General features: G+C 69.7%; 17 protein-coding genes and 1 pseudogene. 16 read left to right on the forward strand and 2 right to left on the reverse strand.

Annotation, left to right across the window (positions count from 1 at the left end; translation table 11 throughout):
- Positions 1–7 precede the first annotated feature (7 nt).
- A complete protein-coding gene (locus DRV85_RS14120) occupies positions 8–580 on the forward strand; it encodes a hypothetical protein (RefSeq protein ID WP_113290125.1) in 573 nt (190 codons plus the stop codon).
- Here the strand turns inward: DRV85_RS14120 and DRV85_RS14125 are convergent.
- Positions 523–1,155 carry a cytochrome b/b6 domain-containing protein gene (locus DRV85_RS14125; RefSeq protein ID WP_113290126.1) on the reverse strand — a complete coding sequence of 211 codons (633 nt, stop codon included), beginning with the start codon at positions 1,153–1,155 and terminating at the stop codon, positions 523–525. The two genes, DRV85_RS14120 and DRV85_RS14125, sit on opposite strands and share 58 nt — an antisense overlap.
- Positions 1,155–1,472: a PepSY domain-containing protein gene (locus DRV85_RS14130; protein ID WP_113290127.1), complete on the reverse strand. Its 318-nt coding sequence runs from the start codon at positions 1,470–1,472 to the stop codon at positions 1,155–1,157. Before DRV85_RS14130 ends, DRV85_RS14125 begins: the two co-directional genes overlap by 1 nt.
- 123 nt (positions 1,473–1,595) lie before the next feature.
- On the opposite strand from DRV85_RS14130, the gene DRV85_RS14135 reads away from it, so the two are divergent.
- The 15 genes and pseudogenes from DRV85_RS14135 to DRV85_RS14200 all read left to right on the forward strand — a co-directional run bounded on the left by DRV85_RS14135 (position 1,596) and on the right by DRV85_RS14200 (position 17,339).
- Complete coding sequence (locus DRV85_RS14135) at positions 1,596–1,928, forward strand: PepSY domain-containing protein (RefSeq protein WP_113290128.1); 333 nt, start codon at positions 1,596–1,598, stop codon at positions 1,926–1,928.
- Positions 1,928–2,593 carry a response regulator transcription factor gene (locus DRV85_RS14140; protein ID WP_113290129.1) on the forward strand — a complete coding sequence of 222 codons (666 nt, stop codon included), beginning with the start codon at positions 1,928–1,930 and terminating at the stop codon, positions 2,591–2,593. The genes DRV85_RS14135 and DRV85_RS14140 overlap by 1 nt, the downstream gene beginning before the upstream one ends.
- A gap of 82 nt (positions 2,594–2,675) precedes the next feature.
- Positions 2,676–4,040 carry a sensor histidine kinase gene (locus DRV85_RS14145; protein ID WP_113290130.1) on the forward strand — a complete coding sequence of 455 codons (1,365 nt, stop codon included), beginning with the start codon at positions 2,676–2,678 and terminating at the stop codon, positions 4,038–4,040.
- A 193-nt stretch (positions 4,041–4,233) separates the two neighbouring features.
- Positions 4,234–4,395 carry a hypothetical protein gene (locus DRV85_RS19215; protein ID WP_158540160.1) on the forward strand — a complete coding sequence of 54 codons (162 nt, stop codon included), beginning with the start codon at positions 4,234–4,236 and terminating at the stop codon, positions 4,393–4,395.
- A gap of 63 nt (positions 4,396–4,458) precedes the next feature.
- Positions 4,459–5,100, forward strand: coding sequence for a TetR/AcrR family transcriptional regulator (locus DRV85_RS14150; protein ID WP_233495528.1), 642 nt, complete (start codon positions 4,459–4,461; stop codon positions 5,098–5,100).
- Positions 5,097–6,092, forward strand: a complete 996-nt coding sequence (locus DRV85_RS14155) for a dipeptidase (RefSeq protein WP_113290132.1) — start codon at positions 5,097–5,099, stop codon at positions 6,090–6,092. The genes DRV85_RS14150 and DRV85_RS14155 overlap by 4 nt, the downstream gene beginning before the upstream one ends.
- Positions 6,089–6,637 carry a TRAP transporter small permease subunit gene (locus tag DRV85_RS14160; protein ID WP_113290133.1) on the forward strand — a complete coding sequence of 183 codons (549 nt, stop codon included), beginning with the start codon at positions 6,089–6,091 and terminating at the stop codon, positions 6,635–6,637. The genes DRV85_RS14155 and DRV85_RS14160 overlap by 4 nt, the downstream gene beginning before the upstream one ends.
- Before the next feature lie 3 nt (positions 6,638–6,640).
- Positions 6,641–7,936, forward strand: coding sequence for a TRAP transporter large permease (locus DRV85_RS14165; RefSeq protein ID WP_113290134.1), 1,296 nt, complete (start codon positions 6,641–6,643; stop codon positions 7,934–7,936).
- A 40-nt stretch (positions 7,937–7,976) separates the two neighbouring features.
- Positions 7,977–8,996: a TRAP transporter substrate-binding protein DctP gene (gene dctP, locus DRV85_RS14170; protein WP_113290135.1), complete on the forward strand. Its 1,020-nt coding sequence runs from the start codon at positions 7,977–7,979 to the stop codon at positions 8,994–8,996.
- 106 nt (positions 8,997–9,102) lie between these two features.
- Positions 9,103–9,413, forward strand: a pseudogene (locus DRV85_RS14175) (FAD-dependent oxidoreductase); the annotation flags it as partial.
- A gap of 136 nt (positions 9,414–9,549) precedes the next feature.
- Positions 9,550–10,353 (forward strand): CPBP family intramembrane glutamic endopeptidase, encoded by an 804-nt coding sequence (locus DRV85_RS14180; protein ID WP_113290136.1) that lies wholly within the window; start codon positions 9,550–9,552, stop codon positions 10,351–10,353.
- A complete protein-coding gene (locus DRV85_RS14185) occupies positions 10,350–11,474 on the forward strand; it encodes a serine hydrolase domain-containing protein (RefSeq protein ID WP_113290137.1) in 1,125 nt (374 codons plus the stop codon). The genes DRV85_RS14180 and DRV85_RS14185 overlap by 4 nt, the downstream gene beginning before the upstream one ends.
- An 80-nt stretch (positions 11,475–11,554) precedes the next feature.
- Positions 11,555–12,841: a serine hydrolase domain-containing protein gene (locus DRV85_RS14190; protein ID WP_158540162.1), complete on the forward strand. Its 1,287-nt coding sequence runs from the start codon at positions 11,555–11,557 to the stop codon at positions 12,839–12,841.
- 294 nt (positions 12,842–13,135) lie between these two features.
- On the forward strand, positions 13,136–14,122 hold the full coding sequence (locus DRV85_RS14195) for an efflux RND transporter periplasmic adaptor subunit (protein ID WP_113290139.1): 987 nt from the start codon (positions 13,136–13,138) through the stop codon (positions 14,120–14,122).
- On the forward strand, positions 14,115–17,339 hold the full coding sequence (locus tag DRV85_RS14200) for an efflux RND transporter permease subunit (RefSeq protein WP_113290140.1): 3,225 nt from the start codon (positions 14,115–14,117) through the stop codon (positions 17,337–17,339). Before DRV85_RS14195 ends, DRV85_RS14200 begins: the two co-directional genes overlap by 8 nt.
- Positions 17,340–17,861 lie beyond the last annotated feature (522 nt).

Below are 17,861 nucleotides of genomic sequence, written 5' to 3' on the forward strand. Positions count from 1 at the left end.
GCCGCAAATGTCCCGGGCGGATGCCGGCAGACGAGAAGCGGGCGTCGCCGCCCCTGTCGAGGTCGGTCGGATCGTCGCAAGTCGGCGTCGATTCCGCGTCGGCAAGCCGCGGAACCGTGCCGACATCTACAACCGTGTCTTCCCGCCGATGATGGTCGATCGCGGCACCACGGACGGCGACCAGAGATTCGGCATCCATGCCCTGCGCCCCGCTGCCGCTTCGTTCTTCATTGAGCGGCGCTGGATCCTCGAGCGGATCCACGCCCTGCTCGGTCGCGCCTCGATCACAATGCCGATGGACGTCTACGGGCACCTCTTCGACAACGCGGAAGACGCCGTCGCCATGTTCGACAAGCTGGAGCAGGATCTGCTGAAAGCATGCGGCATTCCATTACCACTTCTTATCGATGCCTTCGCCAACCGAACGGACTGCGGGACCATTGTCCCGGGGACGACTCTTTTCCGGAAACCCGGTCAGCGAAGCCGGCAAGGCTGCGCACGCCCTGGCCTTGCCGACATCCCTCATGCCTTCTTTCTGCCGGTGACCATGGCGCTGGCGAGGTTTTCGCGGTGGGCGTAGCTCGCCAGACCCACGCCAGCGACGTGGAGCAGGATCAACACGAGCGAGAGATTGGCCGCGACTTCATGAATGTCTTCCCAGGCCTCCCCCGCCTCGTCGTGGGCCTCGTGCTCGTCGTATCCTTCACGTTCATATGAAGAAGCGGCTCCCGCAGGATGGGCGGTGACGACCAGACCGGCCAGCGGCCCGCGCCCCTCTTCGGCGGCGAGCGTGCCCATCCCCGAGACGGCCGTCACCGCGAGCGTGACCAGAAGCGCCAGGGTCATCGCGCCCCCGGCGGGGCTGTGGCCCAGATGACGCTCGGCACGCCCGGCGAGCAGATCCCGAAGGTATGCGACGACCCGCCCCGGGCCGGTCACGAAATCCGAGAAGCGGGCGCGGCGCGGGCCGACGAAGCCCCAGAGCCCGCGCAGCGCCACGGTGATGGCAATTGCGTAGCCTGCCCAGGTGTGCAGCCATTCCGGCTCGCCCTCGGTGAGGTATGCGGTGGCGAAACCCGCCACCAGCACCCAATGGCCGATCCGGATCAGGGGATCCCAGACCCGGATCGTGCCTTGCTCTGCGGCCTCGGCCATCAGTCGTCGTCGCCCCAGTCACGGTCGCGCGCGCGGCGCTGCACGGGCTCGCCGGTCACCGGGTGCAGGTAGGCCTCGACGCGCATGCCGTTCGGGTCCGTCATCTCGACCTCGTAGACGCCGTATTCGGTGTCGATCTCGCGGATGGTGTAGCCCTGCGCCTCGAGCTTCTGGGCGAGGTCCGCGACGCTCATCCATTCCGCGCGGGGCGGCATGTCGCCGAAGCGGCGCGCGTCGTCGTCCGACGCCTGCACGCCGACGGCGAAGAGTGCTGTGGCCGTGGCGAGCGCGGCCGTGAAGAGGATCGTGCGTGTCATGTGTCTGTCTCCTTGGGTTTCTGCGGCGCATGGCCGCTTCGACGAGGCCCCTTCTGCACCGACTCGCCTGATGCGCGCCTGACGGGCGCTGTCAGCTTGCTGTCAGGGGACCGGCGGTAGAGGATGCCGCCGATGACCCGCGCCTTCGCCCTTGTTCTCATGCTGCTGGCCGCCCAGTCCCTTGCCGACCGGGACGACCACGATCGCGCCCGGCGCGCACTTGAGCGTGGCGAGGTGCTGCCGCTCGCACGCATCCTCGCCGTCGCCGAGGCAGAGGCCGGGGGCCGCGCCATCGAGGTGGAGTTCGAGCGCGAAGACGGACGCTGGATCTACGAGCTGGAGCTGATCACGCCCGCCGGCCGTCTGGTCGAGCTGGAGATCGACGCCGCGACGGGAGCCATCCTCGACCGCGAATACGACGATGACGACGACGCGGCGCGGGAGCGGGACGACTGATGCGCGCGCTCGCCGTGGAGGACGATGCGCGCATCGCGGCCGACCTCGCCGCCGCGCTCGAACGTGCCGGCTTTCGTGTCGAGACCTGCGGCGACGGCCAGGAGGCCTGGTTCCTCGGCGACACCGAGGACTACGACCTGATCGTGCTCGACCTCGGCCTGCCGGGAATGGATGGCCTGACGGTTCTCAAGCGATGGCGCGCGGCAGGGCGCGAGATGCCGGTGCTGGTGCTCACCGCCCGCGGCGCCTGGCAGGAGCGGGTCGAGGGGATCGAGGCGGGCGCGGACGACTACCTGCCGAAACCCTTCCGCATGGAGGAGCTGATCGCCCGTGCGCGCGCGCTCGTGCGTCGCGCGGCGGGCCGGGGCGGGGCGGTTCAGGAGGCGGGCGCGCTGACCCTCGACACCAACCGCATGACGGTGGCGGTGCGGGGCGTGCCGGTTGCCATCACGGCGCTGGAATACCGGCTGCTGGCCTATCTGGCGCTGCACCGGTCGCGGGTCGTGCCGCCCACGGAGCTGCTCGAGCACCTCTACGGTGACGACGACGCCCGCGAGGCGAACGCGCTCGAGGCGGTCGTCGCACGCCTGCGCCGCAAGCTGGGCGCCGGGGTGATCGGCACGCGGCGGGGCTTCGGCTATTTCCTCGAGGAGGCCGACGCATGACGGCGGCTCGTCTCGCGGTCGCGGCCGGGCGCGAGGCGTCCCCCTTCGCTGCGCCGGCGTCGATCTCGGCGAGGGCCGGGACATGAAGCTCTCCCTCCGCGGGCGGCTCCTGGTGGCCGGCGCCGTCGCGGTGGCCGTCGCGCTCGCGCTGGCCGGCGTCGGCCTCGCGCAGCTCTTCGGGACGCATGTGGAGCGCCGCGCGATGGCGGAGCTCTCGGTGCAGCTCGACCAGGTGCTGGCCGGTCTGGCGCTGCAGGACGGCGCGCTGGCGCTGGCCACGCCGCCGGCGGACCCGCGCTTCGCCCGGCCCTACGGCGGTCTCTACTGGCAGATCGGGACCGCGGATGCGCTGCTGCGCTCGCGGTCGCTTTGGGATCACGAGCTCGCGCTGCCGCCCGACCGGCTGGCCGACGGCGAGGTGCACGCGCACCGGCTGAGCGGCCCCGGCGGGCAGGAGCTGCTGGTGCTGGAACGCAGCGTGGCGCTGCCGCGCCGGCTCGGCGGCGGGACGGCGCGCGCCGCCGTGGCCATGCAGACAGCCGATCTCGCGGTGGCCAAGCGCGCGTTCGTGGCGGACATGACGCCCTATCTGGCGTTGCTCGGGCTCGTCCTGATCGCCGCGCAGGCGGCGCAGGTCACGGTCGGGCTGTCGCCCCTGCGCCGCCTCGGCGCGCGGGTCGCCGCGCTTCGCAACGGGGCGGCCACGCGGATGGGATCGGACTGGCCGTCCGAGGTGGAGCCGCTGGCAGAGGAAATCGACGGCCTGCTCGCCGCGCGCGAAGCGGATGTGGAGCGGGCGCGCGCCCGCGCGGGAGATCTCGCGCACGGCCTCAAGACACCGCTGCAGGCGCTTCTTGGCGAGGCCGGGCGGCTGCGCGATCGCGGGAATACCGGCGCCGCAGAGGGCATCGAGCATGTCGTCGGCACCATGCGCGCCCATGTCGACCGCGAACTGGCGCGCGCGAGGGCGGCCGCGCAGGTGCGGAGCGTGACTGCGGATGCCGGCAAGGTCGCAGGGCGCGTCGTCTCCGTGCTCGAACGCACACCGGCAGGCGGGCGGCTGGAATGGCACGTGGATGTGCCCGAGGGCCTGACCCTCGCCATCGATGCCGCCGATCTGGCCGAGGCGCTGGGGGCTCTCGCCGAGAACGCAGCCCGGCACGCGCGCAGGCGCGTCACGATCTCCGCGCAGCGTTCGGACGGCATGGCGACGCTCAGCGTAGAGGATGACGGTCCGGGATTGCCACCGGAACGGATCGCGGCGATCGCCGCCCGCGGCACGCGCGCTGACGAGGCCGGGGCCGGCACCGGCCTGGGCCTTGCCATTGCGACCGAGGCCGCCCAGGCTGCAGGCGGCAGGCTGAGGCTGGAAAACGGCGCGACCGGGCTTGCCGCCCGACTGGATCTGCCGATCCCGGCTGCAGAAGCAGTCAGGGCGAAGACGTGAAAGGGCCGGTTGAGCTTCGCCTTTCCGGGACCGTTCCCTGTCAGTCCTCGGCCATCGCCATCCATGTTGCGCCCTCGATGCCGTGTTCGACATCGACGTCTCACTGGCGGAGGCGAAAGACGTCATGGTGCGAAAGACTTTCGTTCTCGTCTCGACCAATCCCGACATCTGAAACCGCGTCTTCCGCCGGGTGATGGTCGGTGTCGGCATCCCCGACGACGATGGCGACCAGAGGTTCGCCATCCGTGTCCCGCGACAAGCCGCCGCCGCGCGCTTCATCGAGCAGGTCTGGACCCCCAAGCAGATTCAGGCCCTGCCCGGTCACGCATGGATCACCATGACCATGATCCGATGACGGCGTGAGAGCGCCCACGTGACAAAGCTTGACAGGCAAAAAACATGATACATGATATGTTTTATGATTCTGGCGAAAACCTCTCATGCACCGCGAACCCAGAAGGATCGCACCGAAGAAACCAAGCGTCGCCTGGTCGAGGCGACGATCGAGACCTTGCTCGAAGTCGGAGCCGGCGGGGCGACGGTGACGGAGATCTGCAATCGGGCCGGCGTCACCTCCGGCGCGATCCAGCATCATTTCGGCAGCAAGGCAGGCCTCATGCAGGCGGTGGTGGAGGCGCTTTTCGTGCCGTTCACGGAAGAGACGCCCGCGCTGGGGCCCGAAGCGGCGACTCTGGAAGACAGGATAGACCGCTACGTCCGCCTGGTGTGGTCCACATACGGCGACCGCCGCTACTTCGCGGTGCTGGAGGTGCTGCTTGCCGCGCGGCACGATCCCGACCTGATGGAACTCGTGAGCTCGCGCCGTGTCGCGCGGGTGGAGGTGACCCGCCGCTTCGTCGCGCGGGAGTTCGCTGATGTCGATCTGCCCGAAGAGAGGATGCTCTCGGCGACGCAGCGCGTCCTCGACCTCATGCGGGGACATGTCCTGCTGCGCCTGTTCGACGCGGGGCCGGCCGGGGAGCAGGACATGCTGGACGAGGCGCGCGCGATCCTCCGGCGCGCCTTTGCGGGGGTCATCCGGACCGGAGACTCGGGGTGACCGCCGGGCTTCCAGAGGGCGCGCTGGTCTGGGACCAGACCTTCCCGGCGACTCCCACATGCGGCTCGTGGCCGGCACATTTCGCGGCGCTGGAGCGGATGCGCGCCGCCGGTTACACGGCAGTCTCGATCACCGTGGCGTCCGACCCTGACGACACCGCGAGCGCGATCTCCCGCATATCGTTCTGGCGGCGCCATGTGGCGCAGCATTCGGACCGGTATCGCCTGCTGATGACGGCGGCCGATGCAGAAGCCGCGCAGGCCCGCGGGCAACTCGCCATCGGCTTCCACTTCCAGGGGACCACGCCCTTCGGACGGGATCCCGGCCTCGTCGAGGTCTTCTACCGTCTCGGCGTGCGCCATGCCCTCATGGCCTACAATCAGAAGAACCACGTGGGCGATGGCTGCCATGAACGGACGGAGGCGGGCCTGTCGCGCTTCGGCGTCGAGCTGATCGCGGAGATGGAGCGCGTCGGCATGGTGGTGGACTGCTCGCATACCGGCCACGCCACGGTCCGTGACGTTCTCGAGGTTGCAACGCGGCCCGTCATCTTCTCGCATTCCAACGCGGCCGCCCTGCGCTCGCACCAGCGCAACATCCCCGACGACCTCGCCCGGGCCGCCGCGGACACGGGCGGCGTCGTCGGCATCTGCGGGATCGGCATCTTTCTGGGCGACAACGACGCCTCGACCGAGGCGCTTTTTGCCCACCTCGACCACTGGGTCAGCCTGCTGGGGCCACGGCATGTGGGCATCGGTCTCGACAGCGTGTCCGAGCCGGACGTCCTGACGGCGGTCTCGCAGGCGCAGGGCGCGAAATACCCGCCGGACCAGGGCTACGACACGACCAGTCTGAAGGTTTCGGTGCCCGAGCAGATCCCCGAGCTCGCTGGCCGGATGGCGAAGGCCGGCTACGCCGAGGGCGACATTTGCGCGATCCTGGGCGGCAACTGGCTGCGCCTCGCGCGTGAGGTCTGGAGAGATATGCCATGAGCGCGCTCGAGCGCATCGCGCAGCTCGCCGAGAGAGCTTCGGCCCTCGTCGCGCGCGCGCTGTCGGCGGCAGCGGCGCTCGCGGTCGCGGCCATCGTTCTCGTCCTGCTCTTCGCCTCGGTGCAGCGCTATGCGCTCGCCCATCCGATCCCCGCCACCGAGGAACTCGCGGCCTTCCTCTTCGTCGCTGCCGCCTTCCTGTCGGTCATGGACGGCTTCGTGCAGGGGCGTCACATCCGGCTGCTGCCCCTCTGGCGGCGCCTGCCGACACGGTTGCAGGGGTGGAGCATGATGGCCGGCCACCTCTTCGCGCTCGGTGTGCTGGGCGTGCTGATCCGCGAGACCTGGGCCTTTGCGGCCTTCAGCCGCGATCTGGGCGCCCGCAGCTATGTCGCCAGCCTTCTGGAATGGCCCTGGATGATGCTGATCCCTTTCTCGCTCGGCGCGCTCGCGCTGGCGATACTTGCCCGGTTCCTGGGCGATTTCGCCCGGACCCTGCGTGGCGAGCGGCCGCCCGAGGCGGCCGAGCCGGCCGCGGAGCTCTGAGCGATGCTCGCGCTCTCCCTCGGAAGCGTGATTCTCTTCGGTCTCCTGACCGGTTCGCTCCTCGGGGTGGTGATCGCGGCCTCCGGCCTTGCAGTGCTGCAGTTCGAATTCAACGGCAATTTCAGCGTGCTCGGCAACGCCACCTGGAACCTGTTCAACAGCTTCACCTTCACCGCGGTGCCGACGTTCATCCTGCTGGGCGAGATTCTTGGTCAATCGGGCCTCGCCCGCCGCATCTACGGCGCGATTTCCCCGGGCTTCGAGCGGATGCCCGGCAAGCTGCTGCAAACGAATATCGGCGCCTGCACGGTCTTCAGCGCGATCTCGGGCTCCTCGACGGCGACCACGGCCGTCGTGGGCTCGATCGCTTACGACGAGATGCGCCGGCGCGGCTACGACCGGCGCGCGATCGTGGGCTCGATCGCGGCGGGCGGCACGCTGGGCATCCTGATCCCGCCCTCGATCGCGCTCATCGTCTACGGCGCCTGGCAGAACGTCTCGGTTGGCGCGCTGTTCATCGCGGGCATCCTGCCCGGGCTGCTGCTGGCCGGCCTCTTCATGCTCTACATCGCGGCGCGCGCCGCTCTGCGGCCGGGAACCGTGCCCACCGCGGGAGAGGTCATGCCCTGGGGCCGTGCCCTTATCGCCTCGGCGGAAGCATGGCCCTTCGTGATCCTCGTCTTCGCGATCTTGGGGACGATCTTTCTGGGACTCGCGACGCCCACCGAGGCCGCCGCCCTGGGCGTCGTTACTGCCATCCTGCTCGCGGCGCTCTACGGGGAATTCACGCCGGGGCGGCTCTGGGCCGCGCTCCAGGCGACAGTCCGAACGTTCTCGGCGCTCGCGCTCGTCATCGTGGGGGCGCTGGTCCTCAGCCAGGCGGTGGCGCTCACCGGCCTGCCGCAGAAACTCGTCCTGATGGTGGGCGAGGCAGGCCTTCCCCCGCCCGTGGTGCTGACGCTGATCTACGCGCTCTACCTCGTCCTCGGGTGCTTCTTCGGACCCGTGGAGATGCTGCTGATCACGCTGCCCTTCGTGTTTCCGCTGGTGACCGGACTGGGTTACGACCCCGTGTGGTTCGGCATCGTTCTCGTCATCGTCATCGAGATCGGCCTGCTGACGCCGCCGCTCGGCATCAACCTTTTCGTGGCGATGGCCGTGAGCCGCAACGAGGTCAGCCTGGGCGAGGCCGCTCTCGCCTGCCTGCCGTTCTGGCTGCTGATGCTGGCCGCGCTCGCACTCATAACGCTCTTTCCGCAGATCGCGCTCGTGCTGCCGCAGGCGGCGGGGTTCGGCTGACGGTGAAGGAAGGCAAGATTACAAGCAAGGGAGGAGACCCATGAAACCCCTCAAGACCCTCGTGCTGACCGTCGCAATGGCTGCGGCCGCCGGTGCGGCATTCGCTCAGGACGTCAGCTGGCAGCTTGGCTCCGCCGTGGGGCCCGAGGATCCCTCGACCAGGAACTACCAGGAACTCGCCCGACGCATCGCCGAGCGCACCGATGGCGCCTTCGAGATCGAGGTCGTGCCGATCGAGACCCTGGGCTTCAAGAACGTCGACAGCCTGCGCGTGCTCAAGCAGGGCGTAATGGAGGCGATGGCGATCGTGCCCTACTACGTGACCCGCGACGAGCCGCTGATGGGGGTTTTCGTCCCGCACGGGATGCTCGTCGATCCCGAAGAGAACCTGAAGGTCGTCGATGTCCAATACGACATCGCGCGCGAGATCCTCGGGTCCGACAAATGGGGCATCGAGCTCGTCGCCAGGTCGCCCTTCGGGATCGGGCGCGACCTGATCATGCTGACGACCGAACCGATCAACACGCTCGACGGCCTCCGCGAGATCAAGTTCCGCCACTTTTCCAAGGACGGGCTGCAGGCCTTCAACGCGCTCGGCGTCTCGACGCAGGTCGTGCCCTCCTCCGAGCTCTACCTGGCGCTGAAGACGGGTGTGGTGGACGGCGCAGCCTACGGGCCGACCTACGCGGTTTCGCAGTCGCTCTACGAGGTGACCTGTTGCTTCACCTATCTTGGCGCTTCCTCGATGGCCTACCCGTTCTCCATCGGCGTGACGGAAGCGGCCTGGGCCGCGCTGCCGGAGGACTATCGCACCGCGCTTGTCGAGGAAGCGGACAGGATGTGGCGGGAAGCGGTCGACGAATGGCGTGCGGCCGAACAGGAGGAGGCCGCCTACGCCACGCTGATCGAGAAGGGTATGCAACGCATGGAGCCCATGCCGATCGAAGATCGGCGTGCAATCCAGGCGGAGCTGATCGACATATGGAAGACCGGTTGCGAAGACATGGGCGAGACCGCGGAGAGCTATTGTCAGCGGATAGAACAGGCTCTGAGCGAATAACGCGACCCGGGCGGGACGTGGGCTACCTCGAGGACTTCAACGTCGTCCCGCCCACCCTCAGCGACGGCGCCGCCTTCCGCGCCCATGTCGCGGAACGGGAGGGCTGATGCACGACTATTCCGCCTTCGCGCTCCTGCGCCGCGGGCTGACCGGGGATCGCGGCTGGCGGCCGGACTGGCGCAAGGCGCGGCCGGAGCCCGCCTATGACGCGGTGATCGTGGGCGGCGGCGGGCACGGTCTGGCCACCGCCTACTATCTCGCGCGACGCCACGGCATGCGGCGCATCGCGGTGCTGGAGAAGGGCTGGCTCGGCGGCGGCAACACGGGGCGCAACACCACCGACGTGCGCTCGAACGACTTCCCGAAAGCGTCGCGCTCTACGATCTCGCGCTGCGGCTCTACGAGGGCCTGTCGCAGGGCACGCGCGCCGCGCCGAGATGCCGGCCCTGAACGGCGAGGTTGACGCAGATCATGCCGTGCCCGCGAGAGCCCGGACATGATGGAAACCGACCCGACCCAGCGAGACGAGACCCCGGTGCCTGCCGCGAGCCGAATGGATGATCTGCCGTCGAGGGCGCTTCTGCCCTTCGTGCTGATCACCTTCGCCGTCACCTGGGGGATCGTCGGCGCCTGGATCCTGTTTCCGGCCCGAAGCGCGGCGCTCTTCGGGGAGATCGGGGGCGGGCACCCGGCCTTCTTCCTCGCCACCTGGGGGCCGGCGATCGCGGCGCTTTGGCTCATCGGAGTCCACGGTGGCGCGGCCGGCCTCGGCCGGTTCCTGGCGCGGCTGGCGCTCTGGCGCTGCCCGCCGGGCTGGGCGGCCTTCGTCCTGCTTGGGATCCCGCTCGTCTTCGTCGCGGGGGCCGCGATCAAGGGCACGCTCTTCGACGGGCCGGGCCCGGCGGCACAGCCGGGGGCGCTGCTGGCCGCGATGCTGCTGATGCTCTTTCTGGGGCCGGTCGAGGAACTCGGCTGGCGCGGGGTGGCGCAGCCGATCTTGCAGCGGCACATGGCGCCGCTCTGGGCGGGGCTGCTGATCGGCGCCACCTGGGGGGTCTGGCATCTGCCCGCCTTTCATCTCGCGGGCGCGGTGCAGAGCGGCTGGACCTTCACGCCCTTCTTTCTCGGCAATGTCGCCCTCGGCGTGATCGTCACGCCGCTTCTGAATGCGACGCGCGGCAGCCTGCTCTGGCCTGCGCTCTTTCACTGGCAGCTCATCAACCCGCTCTGGCCGGACGCGCAGCCCTGGGACACCTGGATCCTGATCGGTGTCGCTGCGGTGGTCGTCTGGCGGAACCGCGCGACGATGCTCCGGCGGGAGGGGGCGGTCACCGCCGTCTTCGGAGAAGAGCGATGAGACGCCGCCTCGTGGTGGTGTTCATCCTTTGGGCGCCGCTCGCCGGCGCCGGCCCGGTGCAGGAGAGGCTCGATGCGCTGCGCGCAAGCCACGGGTTTCCCGGCGCGACGGTCGCCTGGGCAAACGGCGAGAGTCTCGAGGTGCGCGCCACGGGCTGGGCCGATCCCGACCACGGCGTGCCGATGACGAAGGACTCGCGGATGCTCGCCGAGAGCATCGGCAAGAGCTTCACCGCAGCCGTCGCGCTCTCGCTTCAGGCCGAGGGCGCGCTCGATCTGGACGTGCCGCTCCGGCGATGGCTGGGGGATCGGCCATGGTTCGCGCGGCTGCCCAACCACGACACGCTCACGCTGCGCCACCTGCTCACGCATTCCGGCGGGCTGCCGGACCACGTGCACCTCGCGGCCTTCGCGGACTTCTTCGCGGCGACGCGCGGAGACGTGGAACCGCCGAGGCCGGAGGCGCTGATCGCGCTGGTGCTGGACGCCGAGCCGCTTTTCCCGCCAGGCGACGGCTGGGCCTACTCCGACACCGGCTATCTGCTTGTCGCGCTGGCCATCGAGGAGGCCGCGGGACGCCCCTGGACCAAGGTCGTGGAGCAGCGCTTTCTCGATCCGCTCAAGCTCGCATCCACCACGCCTTCGGACCGGCGGCACCTTGCGCGGCTTGCCGTCGGCATCGCGGACGGTGCCGCGGGGCTCGGCCTTCCGGCCCGCACGCTCGACGCCTCTGGGGCGCTGGTCTGGCATCCCGGGATCGAGGGAGCCGGCGGCGGCTTCGTCAGCACGGCGGACGACCTGGCGCGCTGGGGGCGCGCGCTCTGGTCCGGCCGGGCGATGCAGACCGCCTATCTGGACGAAATGCTCGACGGCGTCCCGACGGGCGAACCGGAGGTGACCTACGGGCTCGGCGTGAGTGTCCGGGCCGGAGGCCCGTTCGGCGAGGTGCGCGGCCACGGGGGCTGGATCCCGGGCTACGTCGCCTCGCTTCGCTATTATCCCGCCCGGGACACGGCCATCGCGGTGATGATCAACACGGATGTCGGGATGCTGGGCGACGATGGGGTCTTCCCGGCGATAGAGGCCACCCTGACCCGCGCGATCCTCGGGGACGGCGGATGAGGCGCTTTCTGCGCGCGGCTCTGCTCGCGGCGTGGGCCTTCGCTCCGGCACCTCTCGCGGGGGAGACGCTGGAGGATCGGTTGGCTCAGGCCATCCCGGCCCGGATGGCGGCCGACGGCGTTCCCGGCGTGGTGGTCGCCCTCCTGCGCGAGGGCCGCCCGGTCTGGACCCGCGCCTTCGGCCTCGCCGATCCGGCGACCGGCCGCGGGATGACCGAGGACGCGCTTTTTCGCGTCGAGTCGATTTCCAAGCCGGTGACGGCCTGGGGCGTGATGAAGCTGGCCGAAGCCGGGCGGATCGACCTGGACGCGCCGGTGACGGGCGACCTCGCTGGCTGGACGCCGCCGGCGGTCACCGCGCCCTTCACGGCGCGGCAGCTTCTGTCGAACACCGCCGGGATCGGCCTGGGCGACTACGCGGCGCGCTACCCGCCCGAAGCGCCCCGGCCCGATCCCGCCGCGCAGCTGGCGCGCGAGTTCGCCGTGATCGCGGAGCCGGGCGCGCGGTTTTCCTATTCCGACACGGGCTTCAACCTTCTGGAACTGTTCGTCGAGGCGGTCACCGGCGAGGAGTTCGCGGACTGGATGGCGCGCGAGGTGCTCCGGCCACTCGGCATGCCGCGCGCAAGCTACGACTGGACGGGGGCGGCCATGCCGGTGGGGCACGATCTGCGCGGGCACCCTGTGGCGGCTTACGTCTATCCCGGCCGGGCCTCCGGGGGCCTGCACGCGACGGCCGCCGATCTTGCGCGCTTCGCGGCCGCCGGCATGGGCGCACCGCAACCTGTGCTCGCGCCCGAAAGCGTCGCCGCCCTGCACCGCCCCGTCGCCCGTGTTCCGGGCCTCTACGGCATGGCCGCCGAGGGCTATGCCCTGGGGCATTTCACCGAGACGCTGTCGGACGGGCGCACGGCGCTCTGGCACGGCGGGCAGGGATACGGCTGGATGAGCCACCTGCACATGGTGCCGGCGAGCGGCGACGCGATCGTGATCCTCGCCAACAGCCAGCGCGCCTGGCCGCTCTTCGCCGTCGTGCTGCGGGCTTGGTCGGAGAGTCTGGGCGTCGCCCCTGTGGGCATGGCGCGCGTGCTCTGGGCCGAGCGCGTGGCGCTCGGTGCGATCGTCGCGCTGATCGCGCTCGCGGCGGTGGCGCTGTGGCGCGCCCGCCGTCCCGTCTCGCCGGCCTCGCGCGCGGCGGCCGGCGTCCTGGCGGCCGGCCTCGTCGCGGCCCCGCTCTGGGCGGTGGGGCAGGACTATCTCTTCGTTTTCTCGATCCTGCCCCGACTCTCGGCCTGGCTCGGCGCCGCGATGCTCGTCGCGGGACTGGCCCTGTGGTTCGACGCCCTTCTGCCCCGGAAAGGATCGTGACATCCCTCCTACAGGCCACTCTCGGGGATCGCTGCGGATCTCGGGCCCCCTCTGTTCGCTGGGAGCGCGGCGAGATCTTCGACGTCCTCGCGCGGCGCCCGGGCGTCTGTCCCGTTCGCTGCACCCACGCCACAGCGCGTGGCGCGAGGTCGAGACCGTCTCGGCATGTCGCCTCGGGACCGATCGACGGCCATTGCGCTGCATACCGCTTGCGTGAAATCAAAGATCGGCGATGGGACTTCCGTCTATCAGGTAGCGGATCGTCGCGGGACGCCAGACCTCCTGGAGGAAACCATGTACGCCGTATTCGTTCTCGTTGTCGGATATATCGTTGCCGCGGCGGCCTCCGCCGAGACGCTGGATATCACGCCGCAACGGATCACCGAGTGGAAGCCGGTCTACGGCGAGGTGGCCACACGTGACCGGGTGCCGGCGCGGGCGCGCATCGGCGGAACCGTTGCCGCGCTGGGCGTCACGGAGGGCGACCAGGTGGAGGCGGGCGAACGCATCGCCATGATCGAGGACGACAAGCTGCAATTCCGCATCGACGCGCTCGACGCCCGGCTCGACGCGCTCCGCGCCCGCCTGGAGACGGCGCAGACCGACCTCGAGCGCGGCGAGCAGCTGCTTGAGCGGGGCGTGATCACGACACAGCGGCTCGATCAGCTGCGCACCGAGGTCGACGTGCTGCGCGGCGAGATATCGAGCGTCGAGTCCGAGCGGCTGGTGATCGAGCAACAGATCGAGGAGGGCGAGGTGCTGGCGCCCGAGACCGGCGTGGTGCTGAAAGTTCCGGTGGCGCGCGGCTCGGTCGTCACGCCGGGCGAGGCCATCGCCGAGATCGGCGGCGGGGGCGCCTTTCTGCGCCTCGCCATCCCCGAGCGTTTCGCAGCCGATCTTGCCGAGGGGGACCGGATCGAGATTGGACCCGGCGCCGGCGGCATGGGCCTCGACAGGCGCACGGGCGAGCTCGTCAAACTCTACCCGCTGATCGAGGGCGGCCGCGTGCAGGCCGACGTGGAGATCGAAGGGCTCGACGCAAGGTTCGTGGGTCGCCGCGTGCCGGTCCGCCTGCCGGTGGCGGAGCGCATGGCGATCCTCGTGCCCGACGCCGCCATCGACACGCGCGGCGGGCTCGACTTCGTGACGGTCGAGTCAGCGGAAGGCCGGCTGGCGCGCGTGGTCGTGCCCGGCGCGGTCGTCGAGCGCAACGGCACGACATGGCGCGAGATCCTGACCGGCCTTGCCGCCGGCGAAACGGTGGTGACGCCCGATGAGTGAACCGTCCGGACAGGGGCCTTCCGGCGCGCTGGGGATCGCGGGGCATCTCACGCGCGCCTTCATTCTCTCGCCGCTCACCCCCTTGATCCTGCTCGCCTCGCTGGCCGTGGGCCTGATCGCACTGGTCAGCCTGCCGCGGGAGGAGGAGCCGCAGATTTCCGTCCCGCTCGTCGATATCCACGTGCAGGCCGACGGTTTGCGCGCCGAGGACGCGGTGAAGCTCGTCACCGAGCCGCTGGAGACCATCGTCAAGGGCATCGATCAGGTCGAGCACGTCTATTCCGACACGCGCGACGACCGGGTGATGGTGACCGCCCGCTTCGAAGTGGGCGTGTCGCAGGACACCGCGATCCTGCGCGTGCGGGACAAGATCCTGGCCAACATGGATCGAATCCCCGTCGGCATCCCTGAGCCGCTGGTCGTGGGGCGCGGTATCAACGACGTGCCCATCGTGGCGCTCACCTTCTCGCCCGTGGCCGGGCAGGACGCGGTCACGGCCGCCGAGCTCACCCGCGTTGCGCGCGAGGTGGAGGTGCGGCTGGCCCGGATCGAGGACGTCGGCCTCACCTACGTGATCGGTGCGACCGACGAGGCGCTGCGCGTGGCTCCAGATCCGGAGCGGCTGGCGCTCTATGGCATCACGCTGCAGCAGCTCGCGGCCAAGGTGCAGGGCGCGAACGCCGCAGCGCCCGCCGGCACGGTCCGCGACGCGGGCGAGCAGATTCCGCTGACGCTGGGCGAGACGCTCTCCACCCCCGACGAGATCGGCAACCTCGAGCTGACCGCGCGCGACGGACGGACGGTCTATGTGCGCGACGTGGCCGAGGTCGCCTTCGTGTCGGACATCGACGAGCACCACGTCGCCACGCTGGAGCGGGGTGCGGGGGGCGACATCGTCCGCCAGCCCGCCGTGACGCTGGCGGTCGCCAAGCGCGCGGGCGCCAACGCGGTGACGGTCGCGCACGAGATCCTGCACCGGGTCGAAGCCATGGAGGGGCGGATCATTCCCGACACGGTCGAGGTGGAGGTGACGCGCGATTACGGCGAGACCGCGAACGAGAAGGCGAACGAACTTCTCTTCCACCTTTTCCTGGCCACCGTGTCTATCGTCGCGCTGGTCTGGCTGGCGATCGGCTGGCGCGAGGCGCTGGTCGTGGCGATCGTCATCCCCGTCACGATCCTGCTCACGCTCTTCGCAGCCTGGATCATGGGCTACACGCTCAACCGAGTGTCGCTTTTCGCGCTGATCTTTTCCATCGGCATCCTCGTGGACGACGCCATCGTGGTGATCGAGAACATCGCCCGCCACTGGGCGATGAAGCGCGAGACCCAGAGCCCCTTCGGCGCCGCCGTCACCGCGGTTGCCGAGGTGGGCAACCCCACCATCGTCGCCACGCTCACCGTGGTCGTGGCGCTGTTGCCGATGCTCTTCGTCTCGGGGTTGATGGGCCCCTACATGAGCCCGATCCCGGCCAACGCCTCGGCGGCGATGATCTTTTCCTTCTTCGTGGCGGTGATGATCACGCCGTGGCTCATGCTGAAGATCGCAGGCCGCGCCTCGGCCCGCCATCACGCCGAGGACGAGGGCCATCCGGGCGGGCGGCTCGGGCGCTTCTACGCGCGTCTCGCGCGGCCCGTCCTGGCCGGCAAGTGGCGCTCCGCGCTCTTCCTGATCGTGGTTGCCGCGCTTTCCTTCGGCTCGCTCGCCGCGCTCTACACGCAGCACGTGACAGTCAAGCTTCTGCCCTTCGACAACAAGTCGGAGCTGTCCGTCGTGATCGATCTGCCCGAAGGGGCGAGCGTGGAGGCGACCGACGCGGTGGCGCAGGCCGCCGCGCGCGTGGCGATGGAACTGCCCGAGGTGATCTCGGCGCAGACGCACGCGGGCACAGCCGCGCCGTTCAACTTCAACGGCCTCGTGCGGCATTACTATCTTCGCCAGAACCCGGAGATGGGCGACGTGCAGGTCAACCTCGAGGCCAAGCATCACCGCGACCGCGTATCGCATGAGATCGCGCTGGAGCTCCGCGACCGCCTGCGCGCGCTCGACGTGCCGGAGGGCACGGTGCTCAAGGTGGTGGAGCCTCCGCCGGGCCCGCCGGTCATCTCAACGCTTCTCGCCGAGATCTACGGCCCCGATCCCGAGACGCGCCGCGCGGTGGCACGGAAGGTCCGCAGCGCGTTCGAAGAGGTGCCCTTCATCGTCGACGTCGACGACAGCTACGGCGAACGCGCGCGCCGCCTGCGCGCGGAGCTCCAGCCGACCGACATGGACTTCTACCGCGTGCAGGAGCGCGACGCGCTGGAGACGCTGCGTCTGCTCAACGGCTCCACCACGGTGGGCTACTCCCACCGCGGCGAGGGGCGGCGGCCCATTCCCATCGTCATGGCCAGGGCGAAGGCCGACCGGGTGATGGACGAAGAGGCGCTCTCCACCCCTGTTCCGGCCAATGCCCTGCCCGGCGGACGCGGCGTCGTCGAACTGGGCGATGTGGTCCGGATCCGGGAGGAGCGCGCCTCCTATCCGATCTTCCGCCACAACGGGATCGACACGATCATGGTGACGGGCGAGCTCGCCGGCCAGTTCGAGGCGCCGCTCTACGGGATGCTCGCTGTCGCCGAGCGGCTCGACGCGATGGATTGGGAGGAGGGCACGAAACCTGCGATCCGACTCAACGGTCAGCCCGAGAGCACCGAGGCGCCGGTGCTTCTTTGGGACGGCGAATGGGAAGTGACCTGGGTGACGTTCCGCGACATGGGGGCGGCCTTCGCGGTGGCGCTGCTGGGCATCTACATCCTCGTCGTCGCGCAGTTCGGAAGCTTTCGTCTGCCGCTGGTGATTCTGACGCCGGTGCCGCTCACCTTCCTCGGGATCATGCTGGGCCACTGGCTGTTCGCCGCGCCCTTCTCGGCCACTTCGATGATCGGCTTCATCGCGCTCGCAGGCATCATCGTTCGGAACTCGATCCTGCTGGTGGATTTCATCCGCCACGCCGACCCCGAGCGGCGGGTGACCGTCGATATCCTGATCGAGGCCGGCGCGACGCGCTTCAAGCCGATCCTGTTGACGGCGATCGCGGCGATGATCGGCGCGAGCGTGATCCTGTTCGACCCGATCTTTCAGGGCCTCGCGATCTCTTTGCTGTTCGGCCTCGCCTCGTCGACCGCCTTCACCGTGCTGGTGATCCCCGCGATCTACCGCATCGCCAAGACCTGACCGCCTTCGCGGAGCGGGCCGCCGACCCGAGCGTCGCCGATCCAGCGCATGTCGCGTGGTGTGCTCCGACACTGACACGCTCTCTCGCGGCAGCCGCTCCGTCAGTGAACGAATGCCGGAAGAGCGTCTGCATGAGCCTTGCAACACCCTGGGCGACCTGCGCGCCGTGGTGCTCAGCGGGGGCGCGCAGGGCAAACCGTTGCGAGGCGAAGCAGGCACCGGAACGATTGCGCGAAGCCGGAAGGCGTCCGGTCTCGCCATGCGCCAACCCTTGAAGCCGTCATTAGCTTCTCGGAAGGGGTGTCGAGAGTGGCGATATGCCCGCCGGACCAGAGCGGGCAGCAAGGGTTCCGTCGTCGAGCATCATTGCCACTCCGCGCAGGACGCGGCGCTGCGTTTCTCAGTCGAGATGATCTGGCACTGCGGGGGTGGGAGAGGTCACGCATTCCCATTCTGGTCGCAGCGGTGGCGACCCTCATTGGCCTGACCTTTCCCGCGCATGCGGCGAACCGGACGATCTTT

Origin of the sequence: Rhodosalinus halophilus, assembly GCF_003298775.1 — a bacterium.
Lineage (GTDB): Bacteria > Pseudomonadota > Alphaproteobacteria > Rhodobacterales > Rhodobacteraceae > Rhodosalinus > Rhodosalinus halophilus.

Coding starts and splice junctions, on each gene's coding strand:
- DRV85_RS14135 (WP_113290128.1), top strand. CDS start 1,596: ATGCCGCCGATGACCCGCGCCTTCGCCCTTGTTCTCATGCTGCTGGCC.
- DRV85_RS19215 (WP_158540160.1), top strand. CDS start 4,234: ATGGTCGGTGTCGGCATCCCCGACGACGATGGCGACCAGAGGTTCGCC.
- DRV85_RS14185 (WP_113290137.1), top strand. CDS start 10,350: ATGAGACGCCGCCTCGTGGTGGTGTTCATCCTTTGGGCGCCGCTCGCC.
- DRV85_RS14120 (WP_113290125.1), top strand. CDS start 8: ATGTCCCGGGCGGATGCCGGCAGACGAGAAGCGGGCGTCGCCGCCCCT.
- DRV85_RS14165 (WP_113290134.1), top strand. CDS start 6,641: ATGCTCGCGCTCTCCCTCGGAAGCGTGATTCTCTTCGGTCTCCTGACC.
- DRV85_RS14145 (WP_113290130.1), top strand. CDS start 2,676: ATGAAGCTCTCCCTCCGCGGGCGGCTCCTGGTGGCCGGCGCCGTCGCG.
- DRV85_RS14140 (WP_113290129.1), top strand. CDS start 1,928: ATGCGCGCGCTCGCCGTGGAGGACGATGCGCGCATCGCGGCCGACCTC.
- DRV85_RS14195 (WP_113290139.1), top strand. CDS start 13,136: ATGTACGCCGTATTCGTTCTCGTTGTCGGATATATCGTTGCCGCGGCG.
- DRV85_RS14200 (WP_113290140.1), top strand. CDS start 14,115: ATGAGTGAACCGTCCGGACAGGGGCCTTCCGGCGCGCTGGGGATCGCG.
- DRV85_RS14130 (WP_113290127.1), bottom strand. CDS start 1,472: ATGACACGCACGATCCTCTTCACGGCCGCGCTCGCCACGGCCACAGCA.
- DRV85_RS14150 (WP_233495528.1), top strand. CDS start 4,459: ATGATTCTGGCGAAAACCTCTCATGCACCGCGAACCCAGAAGGATCGC.
- DRV85_RS14160 (WP_113290133.1), top strand. CDS start 6,089: ATGAGCGCGCTCGAGCGCATCGCGCAGCTCGCCGAGAGAGCTTCGGCC.
- dctP (WP_113290135.1), top strand. CDS start 7,977: ATGAAACCCCTCAAGACCCTCGTGCTGACCGTCGCAATGGCTGCGGCC.
- DRV85_RS14180 (WP_113290136.1), top strand. CDS start 9,550: ATGGATGATCTGCCGTCGAGGGCGCTTCTGCCCTTCGTGCTGATCACC.
- DRV85_RS14125 (WP_113290126.1), bottom strand. CDS start 1,155: ATGGCCGAGGCCGCAGAGCAAGGCACGATCCGGGTCTGGGATCCCCTG.